This window comes from Franconibacter sp. IITDAS19, assembly GCF_023079515.1.
Lineage (GTDB): Bacteria > Pseudomonadota > Gammaproteobacteria > Enterobacterales > Enterobacteriaceae > Franconibacter > Franconibacter pulveris.
This window is the reverse complement of the sequence record NZ_JALJCP010000001.1, coordinates 435147-456060: the sequence shown is the minus strand read 5'-3', so window position 1 is coordinate 456060 and position 20914 is coordinate 435147. Positions and strand designations below refer to the sequence as shown.

The window sequence follows — 20914 nt, the reverse complement described above, 5'->3', positions numbered from 1 at the left end:
TTTTCAGGGTTTAAAGTGTGACGTAGGCCAAATTTTTTTTAGGTTACTGAAACGTAAGCCGCAACCAGGCAAAGTAGACGTTGCCGTTGTTATAGGTTCCGGGAATGTAAGTCATCTGAAACGTCGCCGGTCCGTATCCTACCGACGCCAGGGGCAATGCCAATGGAATCGGGATGTAATTCCAGTTTTCGCGCATCGTTACGCCCACGGTGTAGCCAAGCCCAAGCCGGAAATTATCATCCGCAAGCGGGCGCCACGTGGCTTCCCAGCCATAGCCGGCGATGGGTTCCCAGTGGTTAAAAGAATCTTTAAACGCCATCGCGTACAGCCCATGCCAGTTGCCTTTTTCATCCCAGCGCGACTGGCCGAAACCGGCGCCCCAGGGACGCTCATTGTACCTGTCGGTTTTCTCTTTATCGTATGCGAAGCGCGCATGCCAGGTGATAACGGGCAGATAGCCGTCATAGTGCGCAGGCTCACCCCACGTTTGCGCAATATTTTTCTTGAGCGTGGTAAAAGGCTTAGGCAGGCGTTTGTTTTCCGCTGCGCTGGCGTTATCAAATGAAAACAAGAGAGGAATAAGAAGGGTTACTGCTTTTTTCATCAATTAAGTTCTTACTTATAAAATATGTTTCAGGCTAACCTTACCAAAGGCTAACTAAATAATGCCTTAACCGCAGCAAGCTTAATCCGAAACCAGCTTAGCATAGCGCCCCCGCTTTCCCTGAGACGCTAAAAACCGCCCCTTGCGGAGCGGTCAAAAACTATTTATTTCGATGGAGAAGAAAATAGAGCGCGGGAATAACCAGCATGGAAAGCAGCGGCGCGGTTACCATGCCGCCTATCATCGGCGCAGCGATGCGGCGCATCACCTCTGCGCCGCTTCCGTCGCCCCACATGATGGGCAATAGCCCCGCCATTATGGTGGCGACCGTCATCGCCTTGGGCCGCACCCGTAGCACCGCGCCTTCATGAATTGCGGCTTTAATATGTTCCTGATTTTCAGACGCCTGCGAAGTACGTTGTTTCTGCATCGCCTGATTAAGGTAAAGCACCATAATAACGCCAAATTCCGCCGCAACGCCTGCCAGCGCGATAAAACCCACCGCCCCGGCAACGGAAAGATTATATCCGAGCAACCAGAGCAGCCAGATGCCGCCAATAAGCGAAAATGGCAGCGTTCCCATAATTATCAGGGCATCGCTCAGTCGTCCAAAAGTAATATAAAGCAGAATAAAAATAATCAGTAAGGTGAACGGCAGGACAATTTTCAGCTTTTCCGCGGCGCGCTCCAGATATTCAAATTGCCCCGACCAGGCAAGCGTCACCCCCTGCGGCAGTTTCACCTGCTGCGCAACGGCCTGCTGCATGGCGACGACGGCAGAGCGCAAATCACGCCCGCGCAGGTCAACGAACACCCAACTGGAAAGACGCGCATTTTCGCTTCTCAGCATCGGCGGCCCTTCAACAAGGGCTACCTCCGCCAGCTCGCCCAGCGTCACCTGCGCGCCGCCTGCGGTCACTACAGGCAACTCGCGCAGCTTCTGCACATTGTCGCGCCATTCGCGCGGATAGCGAACGTTAATGGGGTAGCGCTCCCGCCCCTCCACCGTTTGCGCAATATTGTCACCGCCGACCAGGCTCTCCACCATCGATTGCAACTCTTTTACCGAAACGCCATAGCGCGCGGCTTTGCGTCTGTCGATGGAAATATCAACGTAGCGTCCGCCCGTCAGCCTTTCCGCCAGGGCTGAGGTTACCCCTGGCACATTTTTCACCGCCTGTTCTATCTGCTGCGCCACCCGTTCAATATCCGCAAGCGAATTGCCGTTGACCTTAATGCCCACCGGACTTTTAATCCCCGTCGCCAGCATATCGAGGCGGTTGCGGATAGGCGGCACCCAAACGTTAGCGATGCCGGGCACCTGCACCACGCGGTCCAGCTCCTCAACCAGCCTGTCCATGGTCATACCAGCACGCCACTGCGCGCGCGGCTTAAAGCGAATGGTGGTTTCAAGCATCGTGAGCGGCGCCGGGTCGGTCGCCGTCTCCGCCCGCCCCGCCTTGCCGAATACGCTCTCTACCTCCGGCACCGTTTTAATAAGCCGGTCGGTCTGCTGAAGCAGTCGGGCCGCTTCGCGGGCCGAGATCCCGGGCAGCGTGGAGGGCATGTAGAGCAAATCGCCTTCATCCAGCGGCGGCAGAAACTCGCTGCCGAGACGGCTGAGCGGCCACAGCGTAACCAGCAGCAGGGCCAATGCCAGCGCCAGCGTCGCTTTCGGCCAGGCCAGCGCTTTATTGAGCAACGGCTCGTAGGCGGCGATAAGCCAGCGGTTAAGCGGGTTTTCTTTTTCTGTACGAATGCGCCCGCGAATAAACGCGCCCATCAGCACAGGCACAAGCGTAATCGCAAGCCCGGCAGCGACGGCCATCGACCAGGTTTTGGTAAAGGCGAGCGGCGAAAACATACGCCCCTCCTGCGCTTCCAGCGAAAAGACCGGAATAAACGAGAGCGTAATAATCAGCAGGCTGCAGAACAGCGCAGGCCCGACTTCTGCCGACGCCTCAGCGGCGATACGCCAGTAGTCGCCGCCGCGCGGCTCCTGCTCCGGATGCTCCCGCCGCCAGTGCTCAAGCACTTTATGCATGTTTTCAATCATCACGATGGCGCCGTCGACCATCGCGCCAATAGCGATAGCGATGCCGCCAAGCGACATGATGTTGGCGTTAATGCCCTGGTAATGCATCACCACGAAAGCGCCCAGGATCCCGAGCGGCAGTGAAACCATGGCCACCAGCGCCGAGCGAAAGTGGAACAGAAACAGGGTGCAGACCAGCGCGACCACAATAAACTCTTCGATAAGTTTATGGGTGAGCGTGTCGATAGCGTGTCCGATAAGCGTCGAGCGGTCATATACCGGCACAATCTCCAAGCCTTGCGGCAGCGTGCGCTGAATATCAGCAAGCTTCGCCTTCACAGCGTGAATCGTCTCCAGCGCGTTTTTACCGTAACGCATGACGATGATGCCGCCCGTCGCCTCCCCTTCGCCATTCAGCTCCGCCACGCCGCGCCGTATCTCCGGACCATGACGCAGGGTGGCGACATCGCCAAGCATCACCGGCACGCCGTTGCGGTTTATCACCACCGTGTCGCGCAAATCATCAAGGCTCTGAATATAGCCCGTGGAGCGCACCATATATTCCGCTTCGCCCATCTCTACTACCGCGCCGCCGCTCGCCTGGTTGCCGCTTTGTATGGCGTCGATAACTTGCTGATGCGTGATGCTTAACGCGCGCAACTTCTCGGGCAGCAGAACGACCTGATACTGGCGCACCATCCCGCCCACGCTCGCCACTTCAGCCACATTGGGAACGGTTTTGAGTTCATACCTCAGTGTCCACTCCTGCAACGAGCGCAGATCGGCAAGGCTATGTGTGCCGCTGCGATCCACCAGCGCGTATTCGTAAACCCAGCCTACCCCGGTGGCATCCGGCCCGAGCGAGGCTTTCGCCTGGGCGGGCAATTGCGACTGCACCTGGCTTAAATACTCAAGCACCCGCGATCGCGCCCAGTAGAGATCGGTGCCGTCTTCAAACAGGATGTAAATATAGGCGTCGCCAAACATCGAAAAGCCGCGCACGGTCTTCGCGCCCGGCACTGAGAGCATGGTGGTGGTAAGCGGATAGGTCACCTGATCTTCTACAATCTGCGGCGCTTTTCCCGGGTAACTCACCCGCACAATGACCTGCACATCCGAGAGATCGGGCAAGGCGTCCAGCGGCGCCCGCATGAGAGACCAGATGCCCCAAATGGCCAGCCCCAGCGTCGCCAGCAGCACCAGCAGACGGTTTTTCAGCGACCAGCGAATAACAAGCGCGATCATGGCTTCGCCTCCCCGGCAGGCATGAGGTGGGTAATCACGGCTCCCGCTTTCTCATCAACGGTAAAATGAAACGTCACCTTGTCCCCTACCTGTATTCCCGTAACGGGGCGCGCAAGCGCGAAATCCATGGTCATCGCCCCCCAGTTAAGCGCCGCAATGGGGCCATGCGCGAGGGTGACGCTGTCAGCTTCCAGCGCTTTCACTACGCCCTCGCCGGCATAGCTTGCGCTCATGGCAGCCTCTTGCGGCAGCGCGCTGCGCAAACTCGCTTCGGAATCGATAAGGAACTGACCGGAAGTGACCACTCGCTCTCCTTCCTTGAGTCCGGCAAGCACTTCCACAAAACCGTCGCTATGCACGCCAGTCGTCACGTTAACCGGCGCAAAGCGTCCCCCCTCCTGCGCCACCAGCACCCGACCGCCGTTGCTGGTCTCGATGAGCGCCTCTTCGGGAATAGCCAGCCGGGAGGGAACCGCCGTTTCCTTAGCGCGTTGCACAGTGAGATACATGCCGGGCCGCAGCTTTTGCTGCGGGTTATCCAACACCACCCGCGCTTTTCGCGTGCGCGTTCCGCTCTCAAGCGTCGGCAACAGTTCGCTTACGCGACCGGTAAACCACTCGCCCGGCCAGCTTTCACTGCGGGCGACCACTTCGCTCGCGGGCTCCAGCGTTTGCGAGGCGGGGTAATCCACCACCAGCCAGACAGAGTCCAGGCCTGCTAGCTCAAACAGCGGCGCGGTCGCCGCTACCTGCGCCCCTTCCCGCGTTTCAAGTTTTGTGACATACCCATTCCGGCTGGCCCGCAGGGTCACGCGCGGTTGCGGTTTGCCGCTGCGCTCAACGAGCGCGATCACCTCCTGAGGCATAAACTGCAGCGCCAACCGTTCGCGAGCGGCATTGCTCAGCGCAGAGTCGCCAAGCTGCCGCACCGCCAGATAAGCCTGCTGGGCCGCCGTCCACTGCGGGATCCAGAGTCTTGCCAACGGCTCTCCCGCTTTAACCTGTTGCCCCGTCGCGCGAACAAAAAGTTTTTCCACCAAGCCGGTCGCCGTAGCGGGCACCACCTCCACGCTGCGCTCATCCTGCTCCACGGTCGCGAAAGCGGAGAAAGGCGACGCCAGCGCGCGCCGCTCGACTGGCGCGGTGCGCATGCCAAGGTTTTGCTGCTGGCGGGCGTCCACTGTCACACCGCCCTGCTGCGTCTCTTCATCGGCGTAGCGCGGCACCAAATCCATTTCCATAAAAGGCGACTTGCCTGGCTTATCGAAACGCTGGCCTGGCACCATGGGGTCATACCAGTAGAGCACCTGGCGCTCCGCCTTCTGGCTTGCGCCTTCAGATGCTTGCTCACGACCAGCCCAGTAGCCCGCCGCCGCCATAAACAGAGAGAGCGCTAACGCGCTTAAGGTTAATTTTTTCATTGTGCTAACGCCTCGGGAGTGAGGTAACGAAGGGCAACCCAGCGGCTGGCGAGTGTCTTTTCGGCGCTGATGGCGCTGGTTTCGCTGTTCAGCACGTCGCGCCGCGCCGCCAGCACGGCGGCAATATCGCTTTCCCCTGCGCGATATTGCGCCTCCAGCAAAGCGAGCCGCTGGCGCTGCAGCGGAACTATCTCCTGCCGCTGACGAGTCCAGAGCGTCTGCGCAGCCTGATACTCCGCAAGCAGCGTGCGCACCCGGGCTATCTCATCCCTCGTCACCTGCGCCAGCTTGTCGTTCGCCTCATAGGCGCGGGAGAGATCGGCGGCGTAATCCTTTTGCTGGCGGTGCCCCTGGAACAGCGGCAGATCGACGGTCACCATAATGCCCGCCATATCCTCTTCCCGTTGTGCACGTTTGCCATACCACACCTCCACGCCCACATCCGGTTTTGCCGCCACCGCAGACTGGGCGGAGCGGGCTTTCGCAACCTCCGCTTCCCGTGCGGCGAGCGCAAGCTCCGGGTGCTGCGCGACCGCCTGTTCAAGCGCGGCAGGGTCGGCGGGCAACCGCTGATAGCGCGGCAGCGGACCGCGCACGTCAGTAATCTCCTCGCCCGTTAATTGCAGCAGCCGCGTTCTGGCAAGCGTAACGTCGCGCTCAGCAAGGGTGACATTATCGCGAAGCGCCGCCAGCGCCATCTGCAGCTCCACCACGGAAGCGGCGGACGTTTCCCCGGCGCCGACCCCCGCTTTTTGTGCGGGCAGCTGGCGTTCGGTTTCCACGACCAGCCGTTGCGCCGCCTGCAGCGCTTTTTGCGACAGGGCGAGATCAAGCCAGGCCTGCGCCGCATCGCGTTGCAGGGCGGCGAGAATGACATCCGCTTTGGCCCGGACGCTGGCAGATTCGGCGATAAGGGTCTGGGCTTTACGTTCGCGCTTTTCGCCGCTGACATACTCCTGCATTACGCCGATACGCTGCATGGTCATGCCGTCGCGGGTGAAGCGACGGGCATTGCCGCCCTCCACCGGGACGTTTTCAATACCCACTTTCAGTTTCGGGTCCGGCAGTTCGCGCGCCGAGTCCGCCATGGCGCGCCAGGCGCGCTCTTCGTTGCGGCTGGCGGAAAGCCCGGCGGAGTAGCGCTGTGCGGCGCTCAGGGTTTGCTCCAGCGTCCACGGCGCCGCCTCTGCGGCGAAACAGACGCAGGCGAGCACGCCCCCTGCGAGCCAGAGGCTCAGGGTTGTTGATTTCATTACGCCTCCGTTTTACTTCGCAGGCGTTGCGGAAAGGAGCTGATATCCCCCGGCCGTCTGGCGGAAGGTGAACGCCACGGCATCGCCCGGTTTTAGCGCCACCGGCGTGGCGGGCTGGGCGAACGTCATGGTCATCGGCGGCCAGTTAAGCGCGGGAATAGCCTGATGGGCGATAGCGACGCTTTGCGCGTCCGCCTTCTTCACAATGCCCTGAGAGGCGTACACGGGCGCGTCAGCTGACGCCATCTGATGCATATCATGATGCGGTGCGGTAAACGCGGAAAAGGAAGTCAACGCGGCAACGGCCGCCAGTAAAATGCAAAGCAGTAAGCGAGACATAATTTTCTCCAGAATTCAGTCGATAAAAGGGCCTGAGCCCGGTAAAGGCACGACAGTTCTGGATCTATTCGCGAAACCGGCAAAAACGAAGCGTTGCCGGCGGCCCTGCTGCGGGAGGGGTAAGCGACCAGTGAGAAGCGATAACGGGCGGGCAAGGCGGCTGCGCCACAGCCAGCGTATCGGCAACCGGCAGCGCCGTAAGAGAGAGATGCACGGTCTCTTTTTGCGCGAGATCCGGCACGCAGTGTTTTTCACAGGCGGGGGATTTGGCATGAGCGTCGGGCATCGCCGGGCTTTGCAGATGCCCGATGTGCTGCGCCATGACCGTATCGCCGCTAATCGCCAGTCCGCAATCATGGGAGGCGAGAGCAAGCTGGCTGCCGATAAACAAAAAGCCCAGCGCCAGCAGCAGCCTTAACAGGTGCTGACGGAGCGCGCGCAGACTTTTGATTCTGGCAAACAGCGTCGGCATACATTCACTTTATGAATAGAAATTATCGGGAGTATAACGAGGCGAGATTCACTTAGACACGCCTTTTTAAGGCTTTTGCATACGGCCCGCTAAAAAACACCTTTAATTAACATTCAGGCCATTTTCCCCACGACATTATTTACCTCTTCGCTAACAATTGACGCACGCTAATAACCTCCCTTAGGTGAAACTGGCCCGTATAATTATTTACTTACCTTTTCAGCTACGGTACAAAATTGCACGCAACCACGCTTTTCGTTGATTTTTATCAGCTAAACGCGTTGAAGATTTAGGCACATTCGTTGCGTTTCTTCCCCCTTTCTTATTATGACTTGTTATTCGGGCGCCCTGTCGCGGGCCGCGATTAGCAGAGGAATTTATGCAAATACTTCTGGAGCTTTTTATCGGCGTCATCGTCATTGCCGGTGTGGCGCGTTATATCATTAAAGGCTATTCCGCCACCGGCGTGTTATTTGTCGGCGGCCTGCTTTTGTTAATCATCAGCGCGCTGATGGGTCATCAGGTTTTACCGGCCAGCAGCGAGTCCACCGGTTATACCGCCACCGATATCGTCGAATATGTCAAAATCTTGCTGATGAGCCGCGGCGGCGATCTCGGCATGATGATTATGATGCTGTGCGGATTTGCCGCTTACATGACCCACATCGGCGCGAACGATATGGTGGTTAAGCTCGCGTCAAAGCCGCTGCGCTACATCAACTCCCCTTATCTGCTGATGATTGCCGCCTATTTCGTCGCCTGCCTGATGTCGCTCGCCGTCTCTTCAGCAACCGGCCTTGGCGTGTTGCTTATGGCCACGCTCTTTCCGGTGATGGTGAACGTCGGCATCAGCCGCGGCGCTGCCGCCGCCATTTGCGCCTCGCCTGCGGCGATCATTCTTTCGCCCACCTCCGGTGACGTGGTGCTGGCCGCTAAAGCCGCCGAAATGCCGCTTATCGATTTCGCGTTTAAAACCACATTGCCGATTTCCATCGCCGCGATTATCGCCATGGCGATTGCTCACTTTTTCTGGCAGCGCTATCTCGATAAAAAAGAGCAGGTAAGCCACGAGATGCTGGACGTTAGCGACATCGAAACCACGGCGCCGTCGTTTTACGCCATCCTGCCCTTTACGCCTATCCTCGGGGTGCTGATTTTCGACGGCAAATGGGGGCCGCAACTGCATATCATCACGATTCTGGTGCTGTGCATTTTGCTGAGCGCGCTGATCGAATTTTTTCGCGGCTTCAATACGCAAAAGGTCTTTTCCGGGCTTGAGGTCGCCTATCGCGGCATGGCGGACGCGTTTGCAGGCGTGGTGATCCTGCTGGTCGCCGCCGGCGTTTTCGCTCAGGGGTTAAGCGCCATCGGCTTTATCGAAAGCCTTATCTCTATCGCCACCTCGTTTGGCTCCGCCAGCATTATTCTGATGCTGGTGCTGGTGACGCTGACCATGCTCGCCGCCATGACGACCGGCTCCGGCAACGCGCCGTTTTATGCCTTCGTGGAGATGATCCCGAAACTTGCCCACAGCTCCGGCATCAACCCCGCCTACCTGTCGATTCCTATGCTGCAGGCCTCAAACCTTGGCCGCACCATTTCACCGGTTTCAGGCGTCGTGGTCGCAGTGGCCGGGATGGCAAAAATCTCGCCTTTTGAAGTGGTGAAGCGCACGTCAGTCCCGGTTGTCGTAGGCCTGCTCGTGGTGATTATCGCCACCCAGCTGCTGGTGCCTTCCGCCGCGCTTGCGCAGTAACACCTGTCGTGATGAAAAGCGCCTGTGGGCGCTTTTTGTGTTTAAATAAATAGTAATAATTAAACGCTTTCAAATATTGAGAAACAGAATGTTCAGGATGCGAAACGTAGCCCTTTGCGGGCTGATGTTGTCAGGATGGCATATCGCCCAGGCGGCGGAAACGAAACCGCTGATAGCGGAAGCGAAGCCGCTGGTGGCGCAAAAATATCAGGATTTTGACCGCTACGTGCTGGCGCTCTCCTGGCAAACCGGCTTTTGCCAGAGCATGCATGACCGCAAGCGGGACGAACCTCAGGAGTGCAGCACGCAAAAAGAGCAGGACGATAAGCGCACTTACCTGACCGCGCACGGCCTGTGGCCCGGCCTGCCGAAGTCTATCGCCGCGCGGGGCGTCGATGAACGACGCTGGATGCGCTATGGCTGCGCCACTCGCCCGATCCCGGATATGCCGATGGTAAGCCCTGCCAGAAAATGCGCCGCCGCGGAAACCGGGCTGTCGCTGGAATCCGCCGCACGCCTGAGCGAAGTGATGCCCGGCGCCGGAGGCGACTCCTGTCTTGAGCGTTACGAATACGCCAAGCACGGCGTCTGCTTCGGCTTCGACCCGGACGCCTATTTCGGCGCCATGGTGCGCCTGAATGGCGAAATTAAGCAGAGCGCGCTCGGTGCTTTCCTTGCCGACAACTACGGTAAAACCATTCGCCGGGCGGATTTTGATAAAGCGCTGGCCAGAGCCTGGGGCAACGGCAGCGTGAAAGCGGTGAAACTCACCTGCAACGGCAACCCTGCCTACCTGACCGAAATGCAGATTTCCCTTAACGCGGCGAGCATCAACGCCCCGCTCTCGCCCGCCTCTTTTGCCCCGCAGCCGCATCCGGGCAACTGCGGCAAGCAGTTTGTGCTGGATGAAGTGGGCTATTAAGACAAGACGCGCTTCGGCAAGAGGTTAAGCCGAAGACGTTTGCAGGGCGGCACGGCGCAACGCCGCCCTGGCGTTTGCGTTTTTATCCCTCGTTGGCCTCGCGCCAGGCTTTCACCATTGCTGGCGTAATGTCCTCTTTATAGCACAGCGGCGATTCGCCGCCCGGTCGGCTCCAGGCGCTGCGCCCGCCACAGCTGCGGCCGTTGCGCATGCTGTTATAAGGGCACGGGCAGTTGCCGGAATAATCCGCTATCGATTCCTTAATCATTTGGGCTTTGACCTGGTCGTCACTAAGCCGCGCCTCGGCAGGCAACGTCCACAAGGCGGCGGCAGCGAACGTCGCCGCGATTAGCACAACAAGACGCATGGGTAACTCCTTAAACCGTCATTTCGCCTTTCCGCTGTGATGGTATAGCGGAAACCTGTTTTTATCTGCGCCTGGAAAAGGGGGGCCCGGCGATAAAGCTAATAAGCTCGGGCTGCATCGCCGCGGCTGTCCCTGCAAGGGCTTATTAATTGCAGGCAGTGTCGCGAAATATAACGCTGGCGGTATTAACATCGGTCACGAAAGGGAAAATCGAAGGGAATAATTCTTTAGAGGTAGATCAAACTCAGCGCAAATAATGACTTTGCACAGCAGATTAATCAAAAACAATATAATTACTGAATGTGATTATTTAATTAATGCGATGGTGAGGGTGTTTACAGCCATAAGAAATAAAAACGCGGCAACCTTTGGCTGCCGCTGAATATCCGGAAAATCAGCTGAATTTATAAACTCGCGCTTCCCAGGCGCGCAGGCGGTAGCCCTCTTCCCACTCGGCGACGTTCGCCAGCACGCATTGCGCGCCCTCAAGCGTTAACGCCTCTTCATCCCAGACTGCCGCCTTGCCCGACATATTGCACAGCACCACGAAGCGCTCGTCGCCGTAGAGACGGCTGTAAGCGTAAATCTGCTCGTGATCGTCCAACAGCAGGTCGTAGCGGCCATAAACCAGCGCTTTTTCCCGCTTGCGCAGGTGGATCATCTGGCGATAGAAGTTGAGCACCGACTGCGGATCGTGCAGCTGGTTCTCTACGTTAATCATTTCAAAATTCGGGTTTACCTTAAGCCAGGGCTGGTGGGTGCTGAAGCCCGCGTGCGGCGAGCTGTCCCACTGCATCGGCGTGCGCGAGTTATCGCGCCCGGTGCGGGTAAGAAACGCAATAATTTCCGCATCGCTCATCCCCATCCGCTTAAGGTCTTTGGCTTTGTTTTTCGCCGACACGTCGTCGAAATCGGCAAGACTCGCAAAGCGGGTATTGGTCATGCCGATTTCCTGCCCCTGGTAGATAAAAGGGGTGCCCTGCATCAGAAAGTACATCGCCGCGATGCAGGTAGCGCTTTCGCGCCAGTGATGCTCGGTATCGCCCCAGCGCGAGGTAATGCGCGTTACGTCGTGGTTCTCCACGTAGAGCGCGTTCCAGCCTTTGCCCTCCAGCGCCTCCTGCCAGCTGGTGAAGATTTTTTTCAGCACGGCGGGCGTTGGCCGCAGCCCCGCCTGCGGCTCCCACAGGCGCACATGTTCAAACTGAAACACCATATTGAGCCGCCCGCGGTTCTCTCCCACCCACTCTTCAGCATGCACCGCGTCCAGGCCGTTCATTTCACCCACGGTCACGATGTCATAGTGGTTAAAAACGTTGCCGCAGATATCGTCCACATAGTCGAGCAGGCCGTCATAGTTCAGATGGCTGACCATCGAGGGCGCATAGGGCAAGTTCTCCGGGTTCGGCACGTCGGCAAGCGTCGGCTCTTTTTTCAGGTGCGAAATGGCGTCGATGCGAAAGCCGTCGATGCCTTTGTCGAGCCACCAGCGCATCATTTCGTAGACCGCCGTGCGCATCTCGCGGTTTTCCCAGTTGAGATCGGGCTGTTTGCGGCTAAAGAGGTGCATGAAATACTGGTTGGTCGTCTCGTCATACTCCCAGGCGGAGCCGCTGAAGATGGATTCCCAGTTATTCGGCTCCGCGCCGTTTTTGCCGTCGCGCCAGATATACCAGTCGCGCTTCGGGTTATCTTTCGATGCGCGTGATTCAAGAAACCACGGGTGTTCATCGGAGGTGTGGTTCACCACCAGGTCAAGGATAAGCCGCATGCCGCGCGCGTGCGTCTCTTCCAGCAGACGGTCGAAATCAGCCATGGTGCCGAACTCTTCCATAATGGCGTGATAATCGCTGATGTCGTAGCCATTATCGTCGTTCGGCGAGCGATACATCGGACAGATCCAGATGAGATCGATGCCAAGATCTTTTAAGTAATCCAGCTTTTCGGTCACGCCGTTTAAATCGCCGATGCCGTCGCCATTGCTGTCCTTAAAGCTGCGCGGATAGACCTGATAAGCCACCGCTTCTTTCCACCAGCGCTCGCGCACCGGCGTGATTGCCTCACCCATTAAGCCTCCCCATTACGAATAAGCAGCGCAAAAGATTCATACGGCTGTAACTCCAGGCTCACGGCCAGCTGATCACGGGGCGCGTAGTTGCTGATTAAACAGTCGCCGTGCCAGCTCTGCATCTGCTCAGGAATGGGCAGCGTGAGGTGGTTGCCGAAAAAGTTGTTAATGACCAACAGCAGTTCGCCCTCGTAGCGGCGCACCCAGGCAAACACTTCCGGGTGGTCGGCAAAGAGCATTTGATAATCGCCATAGACCAGTATCGGATACTGCTTACGCAGCGCCACCAGCTTCTGGTAGTGCCAGAGAATGGAGTCCGGCTCGCTGAGCGCCTGGGCGACGTTGATGGTTTCATAGTTGGGGTTCACCCCGAGCCACGGCGTGCCGGTGGTGAAGCCCGCGTTGGGGCTGGCGTCCCACTGCATCGGCGTGCGGGCGTTGTCGCGCCCGTTGGCGTAGATGCCGGTCATCATTTCATCGTGAGCCACCCCGCTTGCCACGCGCTCGCGGTAAAGGTTCAGGCTTTCGATGTCGCGGTACTCTTCAAGAGTCGAGAAGCGCACGTTGGTCATGCCTATCTCTTCGCCCTGATAGATATAGGGCGTCCCTTTCAGACAGTGCAGCGCGGTGGCGAGCATTTTGGCGGACACTTCGCGGTATTCGCCATCATTGCCGAATTTCGACACCGCGCGCGGCAGGTCGTGGTTGCTCCAGAAAAGCGAGTTCCAGCCGCGGTCGGCGAGCGCCGTCTGCCAGGTGTCAATGCTCTGCTTGAAACGCCAAAGCTCAAACGGCCGGCTGCGCCATTTGCCGTGCACTTCATCCCAGGTTTGCTTGATATGGTCGAACTGAAAGACCATGGAAAGCTCTTCCCGCTCCGGGTCGCTGTAGAGCAGCGCATCCTCCGGCGTGGCGCTCCAGGTTTCCCCGACGGTAATGGAATCGCGCGGGCCGAACGTGGCGCGGTTCATCTGGCGGATCAACAGGTGCAGGTTTTTGCCGTTGGCCATGATCTGCTTATCGACCTCTTTGCCGATAAGATCGATAACGTCCATGCGAAAACCGCCGATGCCGCGATCGAGCCAGCGGTTCATCATGGCATGCACCTCTTCATGCACGCGGGGGTTGTCCCAGTTGAGATCGGGCTGACGCACTGAAAATTGATGCAGATAATATTCGCCGCTCGCCTCGTCATACGCCCAACCGCTGCCGCCAAAATAGGAGCGGAAGTCATTGGGCGGCCCGCCGTCCGGCGCCGGTTTGCGCCAGATGTAAAAATCGCGGTAAGGGTTATCCGTGCCCTTTTTCGCTTCAATAAACCAGGGATGTTCGTCCGAGGTATGGTTCACCACGAGATCCATCAGAATATGGATATCGCGCGCCTTCGCTTCCTGAATCAGCCGCTCCATCTCCTCCAGGGTGCCGAACTCGTCGGCGATATCGTCGTAATCAGAGATGTCATATCCGTTGTCATCCATCGGCGATTTGTAAACCGGGGAGAGCCAGATAAGGTTAATGCCAAGCTGCTGGAGATAGTCGAGTTTGCTGATGATGCCTGCCAGATCGCCCACGCCGTCGCCATTGGCGTCCATAAAACTGCGCGGGTAAATCTGGTAGACCACCGCGTTGTGCCACCATTTCTTGTCGATTGCTTTCATCGCGCTCCCTTCAGTCAGTGCCGTTGTTGCGGGATCTTCAGCCGTGGAAACGCCACGCCCGAACTATCAAATAAATAGCAATGCTCGGGTGAAAGCCTTAGCCCTACGTGCTGTTCGGGCTGCACTTCCAGCCTTTCAGTATGGCGCATCACCAGCGGTTCTGCGCCGTAGCCGCCGTTAACGTACAACAGCGTCTCGTTGCCCATATGTTCGACGAACAACACTTCCCCTTCCACATCGGCCCCGGCGAGATCCACTATCTCCAGATGTTCCGGGCGAATGCCAAGCCGCACCGCCTCGCCGTCGCCCGCCCGGCGCGCATCCACCGGCAGCCGGATGCGCTGACGATTCTCAAGCTCCACCTCGCAGTCAAACTCGCCGCCGCGCAAGAGCTTGCCATGGATAAGATTCATTTTAGGCGAGCCGATAAACTGGGCGACGAAGACGTTTTGCGGCGCGTCGTACAACTCAAGCGGCGTGCCGACCTGCTCGATTCGCCCCTGGTTGAGCACCACGATGCGATCGGCAAGCGTCATCGCTTCAACCTGATCGTGAGTGACGTAGAGAATAGTGGCGTTAATGCGCTTGTGCAGCGCCGCAATCTCCATGCGCATCTGCACGCGCAGCGAGGCGTCGAGGTTAGAGAGCGGCTCGTCGAAGAGAAACAGGCTTGGCTCGCGGACAATCGCCCGCCCTATCGCCACGCGCTGGCGCTGGCCGCCAGAGAGATCCTTCGGCCGCCGGTCCAGCAGGTGCTCCAGTTGCAGAATGCGCGCGCTCTCCTGCACCCGCTCGTCTATCTCTTTTTGCGAAAGCTTCGCCATCTCCAGCGCGAAGGCCATATTCTGGTAAACCGTCATATGCGGGTAGAGCGCGTAAGACTGAAAAACCATGCCGATGCCGCGCTCGGAAGGCGAATCATCGTTGACCCGCGCGTTATCGATAAACATGTCGCCGTCGGTTATCTCTTCAAGCCCCGCCACCAGGCGCAGCAGCGTTGACTTTCCGCAGCCTGACGGCCCCACCACCACCACGAACTCGCCGCTGTTGATCTGCAAATCGAGCGGTTTGATCACCTCCGCATGGGAGCCGTAGCGTTTTTGTATTTTCTCTAAGCGTAATTGCGCCATGGTTTACCCCTTAATCGCGCCGCTGGTCAGGCCGCTGACGATGCGTTTCTGGAACACCAGCACCAGGATGATGATAGGCAGCGTCACCACCACCGAGGCCGCCATAATGCTGCCCCACGGCAGTTCAAAGCTCGACGCGCCGCTAAACAGACTGATGGCGACCGGCACGGTGCGCTTGTCGCCGGAGATAATAAACGTGAGCGCGAACATGAATTCGTTCCACGCGCCGATAAACGCCAGCAGGCCGGTAGTGACCAGCGCTGGCGCCAGTATCGGCGCGAAAACGCGGCGAATAATGGTGCCGGTTTTCGCGCCGTCGACGATGGCCGCCTCTTCAAGCTCCACCGGAATCGACTTCATAAAGGTGGTCAGCACCCAGACGGTAAAGGGCAGCGAAAAGGTGGTGTAAGAGAGCACCAGCGCGCCGAGCGAGTCATAAAGCCCGAGAAAGCGCACCAGTTCGAACATGCCGGTGAGCACCGCCACCTGCGGGAACATTGATACGCAAAGGATGGTGAACAGCAGCACCTTGCGCCCGCGAAACGGCACACGGGCCAGGGCGAACGAGGCGGTAATGGAGACCAGCAAACAGAGCCCCACCGTCACCGTCGCCACCAGCACCGAGTTAAGCAGGCTGCGGGCGATGCCGTTATCCACCAGCGCCACCACATAGTTATCCCAGTGCCAGCCAGTAGGCAGATAGGAAGGCAGGAAGAGTTCCTGGCCGGTGCGCAGCGAGGTAAGAATGGCGTAGTAAAACGGAAAAACGCAGAACAAGCAGGCAAGTAGCGCGCCAAAGAAAATCAGCGCCTTAAACGCCGCCTTGCGCTGCCAGCGGGTGGTCTTCATCAGCGTTTCTCCTTCTCGTTAAGCCGTGAAACGCGGATAAAACAGGCGGCAATGCCCGCCACCATCATAAAGACCAGCACCGACGCCGCCGAGCCGACGCCCATATCCTGATAAGAGACGATCTGCTCACGGGCATAGCCGGAAATAGACATCGTCGCCTCACTGTTGGAGGTCAGCACATAGATAAGGTCGAAGACGCGCATGGCGTCCATGATGCGAAAAATCAGCGCCACCACCAGAGCGGGCATAATGAGCGGCAGCGTGATGCGCTTAAAGCGCTGCCACGGGCTCGCGCCATCCACCTTCGCCGCCTCATAGAGATCCGCCGGAATAAGCTGCAGCGCGGCAAGCAGCATCAGCGCCATAAACGGCGTCGTTTTCCAGACATCGGCGATTACCACCGCCCACATGGAGAGCGAAGGTTCGGCAATCCAGGCGAGATGGGAAGGCAGACCAATGGCGCCAAGCAGGTCGTTCACCACGCCGTACTGATCGTGGAACATCCAGCCCCACATCTTGGCGCTGACGATGGTAGGGATCGCCCAGGGCACCAGAATGGCGGTGCGCACCAACCCCTGGCCGCGGAATTTTTCATTCATCAGCAGCGCCAGCAGCATGCCGAGCAGCAGCTCCAGCGCCACTGAGGTGAAGGTAAACCACAGGGTGTTGCCTACCGCCTGCCACCAGAGCGGGTCACTCAGCACGCCAATGGCGATGTCGTCGCGCATCGCATAATAGTTGGCGAGGCCGACCATTTCATACTCGCCGGGGTTATCCAGCATGGCGTTGGTAAAGCTAAACCAGATGGTGCGAAAGAGCGGCCAGCCCGCCGCCAGCGCCAGCAACAGCAGCGCCGGCAGGATAAGCCCCCACGCCACGCGACGGCGGCGCTGATGCCAGGTGAGCTTGCGGGCAGGCGCAGTAACAGGTTGCGTAAGGCTATCGGATTTCATAAGCGCTCCGTAGTCAGAGAAACAACGGCTATCTTGTCCGGGCAGGCCCCTCGCCCCGGCCCTCTCCCCTGGTGCGAAAGCCCAGAAAAATGGGCCTCGCTTCCCTGCCGGTTACCTCGTTCCGTTGGAGAGAGGGGCATGGCGAGGGGCTATTGCGGCAAAACCTTACCGCCAGCCGGCGCCTTTCACCCGGTTAAGCCGCCGCTCCAGGTCCGCCGCCGCCTTCTTGCCATCCTCTTTGCCGTTCAGCACGCTGAAGGTCACGTTGAAAATGGCGTTGGAAACGCGCGGATACTGGGCTTTGGTCACCGTCGCCGGGCGCGGCGCGGCTTTGGCGAAAATATCGCGGAACATGGTGAGCTGCGGCGCCATGGCCAGCACCTCTTTATCTTCATAAAGCGCGACGCGGGTAGGCGCATGGCCGATGATTTTCAGTCGCGTTTTCTGCGAATCGTCATCGGTGAGGATTTTCAGCAGTTCAATTGCCGCCTGCGGGTTTTTGGTGTTGGCGTTAACCGACCACTGCCAGCCGCCCAGCGCCGTGGCGCTCTGTCCCCCTTCGCCTGCTGGCAGCGGCGCGACGCCGACTTTGCCTTTCAGCGGGCTGTCTTGCGCCTGCGAGAGCTGCCAGACGTAAGGCCAGTTGCGCATAAAGAGCGCGTCGCCATTCTGGAAGACGGTGCGCGACTCCTCCTCTTTGTAGCCCAGCACCCCTTTCGGCGAGATGGTGCCGATCCAGCTTTTCGCCATATCAAACGCCCGGGCCGCCTTCTCGTTATTGATGGTCACGTTCCCTTTTTCATCGACAAAAGAACCGCCGCCGTAAGACTGCACCCACTCCAGCGCGTTGCAGGTCAGCCCCTCGTAAGATTTGCCCTGGAAAATGTATCCCCAGAAGTTCTTGCGGCCCGCCTTGCGCTCTTCGGCCTGAATTTTGGTCGCGATGCGCGTCATCTCTTCCCAGGTTTTGGGCGGCTGCTCGTTATATTTCTCCAGCAAATCTTTGCGGTAAAAGAGCACGCCGGTGTCGATGTAGTTAGGGATAGCCTTCAGGCGGCCGTTAACCGTGTCGTTTTGCCACGGCCCTTCGAAGAACTGATCTTTCTGGTTGCCCATCGCGTCGGTGAGGTCGAGCGTTTGCTTATCGAGCAGCCCCACCCAGATAGTGTCGGATTCAAACACGTCGACCGCTTTTTCATCTTTCGCGGCGAAAAGCTGCTGGAGCAACGCCAGCTTTTCATCCGAAGCGGCCGGGAATTCGATAAATTCAAGCTGGTTGCCGGTCTGCTTTTCAAACCGCTCTTTGATGTACTGGCAATATTGTTTGCCGCCGGGTGAAACAGGACATTCCATGCGCAGGGTATCGGCAAAAGCGAAATGGCTGGTTCCCGCCAGCGCCACGGTTATGACACTTAACGTCAGCTTTTTCATCATTTCCTCTTATGAGCTGTAGTCAGACAGAGGTGGCGTTGCGCCGCCGTAATCGGAAAGGTGTACAGAAAATCACCTATAAAAAAGCTAGTTAATGAAAGCGTTAAGCGGCAAAGATCATGAATATTCGCTGCTTAAAAGCTGGATATGGCCGACATTTCTGCGCATTTCATAAAAAAAAGCTGCGCAAAAAACGGCGAGATGGACTATGAGACGTTTGCAGTGCCGCGGCGAGAGGCAGAGAGCGGTTTTACGACTACTATTTACCCTTTCCGGACCGGTTACGGGATAAAAGACGGAGTTTGAAGTCTGTCGCAAATTGTTAATAAACATGTCGAGGGTTATTTACATTACCTTGCATGTTACCGATATCATGTTACCGGTATCAGAGAAGGCAACGCTCCGGCACTCCGCCTCTCTACTCTACTTCTGAGGAAATAATAAAGATGACGGAAATAACTGCTGTTTACGGCGCAGGGACCCTGCTCGGTATCGCCGCCGCCGCAGTGGCCCTTCTGCTGGTGCTCATCATGCGCTTTAAGGTGCATGCTTTTCTGGCCCTGACGCTGGTGAGCATCGTGGTGGCGCTGGTCACCAAAGTGCCGTTCGATAAAATCGTGCCGACCATTCTGACCGGCTTTGGCAGCACGCTTGCAGGCGTGGCGCTGCTGGTAGGCCTTGGCGCGATGATTGGCCGCCTGCTGGAAGTTTCCGGCGGCGCGAAAGTGCTCGCCGATACGCTGATTAATAAATTTGGCGAACATCGCGCGCCGTTCGCCCTCGGCATCGCCTCGCTGCTGTTTGGCTTCCCTATCTTTTTCGACGCAGGCCTGGTCGTGATGCTGCCGATTATCTTCAGCGTGGCGAAACAGTTCGGCGGCTCAACGCTGAAATACGCCTTCCCGGCGGCAGGCGCGTTTGCCGTTATGCATGCGCTGGTGCCGCCACATCCGGGCCCGGTCGCCGCAAGCGAGCTGCTCGGCGCCAACATCGGCCTGCTGGTGATTCTGGGGCTTATCGTCGCCCTGCCTACGTGGTACATCGGCGGCTACCTGTTCGGTCTCTATGCCGGTAAAAAATTTAATGTGAAGCTGCCCACCTCATTCCTGGGCGACGTGGAAATGGATAAAGACCACCGTCCGCCCTCTTTCGGCATGGTGCTCACTATCCTGCTGCTGCCGCTGGCGCTGATTTTCCTTGATACCGGCCTGAACACCGCCAAAGTGCTCGGCTGGGTAAGCGCCGACAATACGGTGGTCAACTTCCTGCGCATGCTCGGGAAAACCCCGGTGGCGCTGCTTATCACCGTTTTCTTTGCGCTGATGGTCTTTAGCCGCAACCACAGCCGCCAGCATCTGGAGAAAATTTGCGACGGCGCGCTCGGCCCCATCTGCGGCATTATTCTGGTGACGGGCGCGGGCGGCATGTTCGGCGGCGTGCTGCGCGCAAGCGGCATTGGCGATGCGCTGGCGGGCGTGCTCTCCGATACCGGCATGCCCGTTATTCTCGCGGCGTTTGTTATCTCTACCGCGCTTCGCGTGGCGCAGGGCTCCGCAACGGTCGCGCTGACCACCACCGCCGCGCTGGTCGCGCCGATGGTGCAGGCCACACCTGGCTTAAGCCAGTTCGACCTTTGCTTTATCGTTATCGCCATCGCAGGCGGCGCGACCGTGCTGTCGCACGTGAATGACTCCGGCTTCTGGCTGGTGGGCCGCTTCCTGGAGATGGACGAGAAAACCACGCTGAAAACCTGGACTGTTATGGAAACCCTGCTCGGCTCCATCGCCTTTGTCCTGGCCGCTATTGGCAGCGTGCTGCTCTAAGGCGCGTTCTGTGAGCTGAGTCACTTTAAACGGCGGGCGCGGCTCAGTATCATCCCCTCAAGGAGACCCTCATCGTTTTGGCGGTGGGGGTTTTTCTTTGGACACCTTTTAGCGGCCTGGCCGTAAGTATCGACATGGAGTAAATATGTCCCGACCTGCCATTATCATTAACGAACTCGACGCCGAGCGTCTCGATATGCTGCTTGAGAAGCCCGCCTTCGCCGGTTTGCCTGTCGCTCAGGCGTTAAACGAGGAACTTGACCGCGCGCAGATCTGCCGCCCGCAAGCGCTGCCCGCCGATGTGGTGAGCATGAACAGCCAGGTCAAATTTCGCGATCTGACCAGCGGCGAGGTCTATCTGCGCACCCTGGCTTACCCGGCGCAGGTGACCGACAGCACGTCACAGCTCTCCGTTATGGCGCCAGTGGGCGCGGCGCTGCTGGGGCTGCGCGTGGGCGACGCCATCCGCTGGCCGCTGCCGGACGGCAGCGAAACCCATCTTGAAGTGCTTGAGCTGCTCTACCAGCCTGAAGCGGCGGGCGAGTACCACCGCTAAGCCTGTTCAGAGGATGCCCCGCATCCTCTTTC

General features: G+C 58.4%; 17 protein-coding genes. 4 read left to right on the top strand and 13 right to left on the bottom strand.

Annotated features, from left to right (window positions below; all coding sequences use genetic code 11):
* Positions 1 to 43: 43 nt before the first annotated feature.
* The 6 genes from pagP to MT962_RS02260 all read right to left on the bottom strand — a co-directional run bounded on the left by pagP (position 44) and on the right by MT962_RS02260 (position 7369).
* Entirely contained in the window at positions 44 to 604 is a 561-nt protein-coding gene (gene pagP / locus MT962_RS02285) for a lipid IV(A) palmitoyltransferase PagP (RefSeq protein ID WP_051390626.1), read from the bottom strand.
* 160 nt (positions 605 to 764) lie between these two features.
* Entirely contained in the window at positions 765 to 3884 is a 3120-nt protein-coding gene (locus MT962_RS02280; RefSeq protein WP_247364434.1) for an efflux RND transporter permease subunit, read from the bottom strand.
* The gene (locus MT962_RS02275) at positions 3881 to 5305 is read right to left on the bottom strand and encodes an efflux RND transporter periplasmic adaptor subunit (RefSeq protein WP_247364431.1); all 1425 of its coding nucleotides are present in this window, start codon (positions 5303 to 5305) and stop codon (positions 3881 to 3883) included. Before MT962_RS02275 ends, MT962_RS02280 begins: the two co-directional genes overlap by 4 nt.
* Positions 5302 to 6558: a TolC family protein gene (locus tag MT962_RS02270; protein WP_247364430.1), complete on the bottom strand. Its 1257-nt coding sequence runs from the start codon at positions 6556 to 6558 to the stop codon at positions 5302 to 5304. Before MT962_RS02270 ends, MT962_RS02275 begins: the two co-directional genes overlap by 4 nt.
* 12 nt (positions 6559 to 6570) lie before the next feature.
* Positions 6571 to 6897, bottom strand: coding sequence for a copper-binding protein (locus MT962_RS02265; RefSeq protein WP_247364429.1), 327 nt, complete (start codon positions 6895 to 6897; stop codon positions 6571 to 6573).
* A 64-nt stretch (positions 6898 to 6961) separates the two neighbouring features.
* Positions 6962 to 7369: a hypothetical protein gene (locus tag MT962_RS02260; RefSeq protein ID WP_024561433.1), complete on the bottom strand. Its 408-nt coding sequence runs from the start codon at positions 7367 to 7369 to the stop codon at positions 6962 to 6964.
* 379 nt (positions 7370 to 7748) lie between these two features.
* On the opposite strand from MT962_RS02260, the gene dcuC reads away from it, so the two are divergent.
* Both dcuC and rna read left to right on the top strand, forming a co-directional pair.
* The gene (gene dcuC / locus MT962_RS02255) at positions 7749 to 9125 is read left to right on the top strand and encodes an anaerobic C4-dicarboxylate transporter DcuC (protein WP_247364428.1); all 1377 of its coding nucleotides are present in this window, start codon (positions 7749 to 7751) and stop codon (positions 9123 to 9125) included.
* Between the two features lie 88 nt (positions 9126 to 9213).
* Entirely contained in the window at positions 9214 to 10047 is an 834-nt protein-coding gene (gene rna / locus MT962_RS02250) for a ribonuclease I (protein ID WP_247364427.1), read from the top strand.
* A gap of 82 nt (positions 10048 to 10129) precedes the next feature.
* Here the strand turns inward: rna and MT962_RS02245 are convergent, their stop codons facing one another.
* From MT962_RS02245 to MT962_RS02215, 7 genes are all read right to left on the bottom strand, one after another.
* Positions 10130 to 10414: a hypothetical protein gene (locus MT962_RS02245; RefSeq protein ID WP_024555461.1), complete on the bottom strand. Its 285-nt coding sequence runs from the start codon at positions 10412 to 10414 to the stop codon at positions 10130 to 10132.
* A gap of 394 nt (positions 10415 to 10808) precedes the next feature.
* On the bottom strand, positions 10809 to 12482 hold the full coding sequence (locus MT962_RS02240; RefSeq protein WP_024555462.1) for an alpha-glucosidase: 1674 nt from the start codon (positions 12480 to 12482) through the stop codon (positions 10809 to 10811).
* Positions 12482 to 14140, bottom strand: a complete 1659-nt coding sequence (locus MT962_RS02235) for an alpha-glucosidase (protein ID WP_247364425.1) — start codon at positions 14138 to 14140, stop codon at positions 12482 to 12484. Before MT962_RS02235 ends, MT962_RS02240 begins: the two co-directional genes overlap by 1 nt.
* Positions 14141 to 14154: 14 nt before the next feature.
* The gene (gene ugpC, locus MT962_RS02230; protein WP_024555464.1) at positions 14155 to 15270 is read right to left on the bottom strand and encodes a sn-glycerol-3-phosphate ABC transporter ATP-binding protein UgpC; all 1116 of its coding nucleotides are present in this window, start codon (positions 15268 to 15270) and stop codon (positions 14155 to 14157) included.
* Positions 15271 to 15273: 3 nt separating this feature from the next.
* Positions 15274 to 16119, bottom strand: coding sequence for a carbohydrate ABC transporter permease (locus MT962_RS02225; RefSeq protein WP_024561429.1), 846 nt, complete (start codon positions 16117 to 16119; stop codon positions 15274 to 15276).
* The gene (locus MT962_RS02220) at positions 16119 to 17072 is read right to left on the bottom strand and encodes a sugar ABC transporter permease (protein WP_247364423.1); all 954 of its coding nucleotides are present in this window, start codon (positions 17070 to 17072) and stop codon (positions 16119 to 16121) included. Before MT962_RS02220 ends, MT962_RS02225 begins: the two co-directional genes overlap by 1 nt.
* A 165-nt stretch (positions 17073 to 17237) precedes the next feature.
* Positions 17238 to 18503, bottom strand: a complete 1266-nt coding sequence (locus tag MT962_RS02215; RefSeq protein WP_024555467.1) for an ABC transporter substrate-binding protein — start codon at positions 18501 to 18503, stop codon at positions 17238 to 17240.
* A 446-nt stretch (positions 18504 to 18949) separates the two neighbouring features.
* On the opposite strand from MT962_RS02215, the gene MT962_RS02210 reads away from it, so the two are divergent.
* Together MT962_RS02210 and rnk are read left to right on the top strand one after the other, a co-directional pair.
* Positions 18950 to 20326: a GntP family permease gene (locus MT962_RS02210; protein WP_024561426.1), complete on the top strand. Its 1377-nt coding sequence runs from the start codon at positions 18950 to 18952 to the stop codon at positions 20324 to 20326.
* A 145-nt stretch (positions 20327 to 20471) separates the two neighbouring features.
* Positions 20472 to 20882 (top strand): nucleoside diphosphate kinase regulator, encoded by a 411-nt coding sequence (gene rnk / locus MT962_RS02205; RefSeq protein ID WP_024555469.1) that lies wholly within the window; start codon positions 20472 to 20474, stop codon positions 20880 to 20882.
* Positions 20883 to 20914 lie beyond the last annotated feature (32 nt).